The organism is Pseudomonas brassicacearum, assembly GCF_003732265.1.
GTDB classification, from domain to species: Bacteria; Pseudomonadota; Gammaproteobacteria; order Pseudomonadales; family Pseudomonadaceae; genus Aquipseudomonas; species Aquipseudomonas brassicacearum_D.
In genome coordinates this window covers 1-338 of the sequence record NZ_MOBK01000121.1, presented here as the reverse complement: position 1 = coordinate 338, position 338 = coordinate 1, and the positions used below count along the sequence as shown (strand labels likewise).

General features: G+C 57.7%; 1 protein-coding gene. It reads right to left on the bottom strand.

The genetic code is table 11. The annotated features are described in order from the left end of the window. Window positions 1-294, bottom strand: a 294-nt coding sequence (locus BK660_RS30365; RefSeq protein WP_123436410.1) for a hypothetical protein, incomplete at its 3' end; no start/stop codon positions are given. Window positions 295-338: the final 44 nt, after the last annotated feature.

Genomic DNA, 338 nt, shown 5'->3' with positions numbered 1-338 from the left:
CTTGGCCTGTGCGGCCGCCAGTTGTTGTTGCTGCTCCTGAAGTTGCTTCTGCAGTTCCTGCATGCGCTTGAGCAACATCTTGACCGTGACGCTCAGGTTGTCGCCGCTTTCAGCCTTGCTGTCTTCTGGCGCGGCAGCACCACCGGTCCTGACCTGATTGTTCGATTCTTTCTCTGTGCCCAGCGCCTCGGTGGAAGCCTCCGCTCCCGCCTCGCTCAATGCATTGATAGTCGCTGCGGTTTTGCCGCCGATGGTGACTGCCGCAGGATTAGATAAACCGACCGTCAGTGACATGTGAACTCCCTAGATTCTGTTTCCTTGAACAACCATCGGCCCCC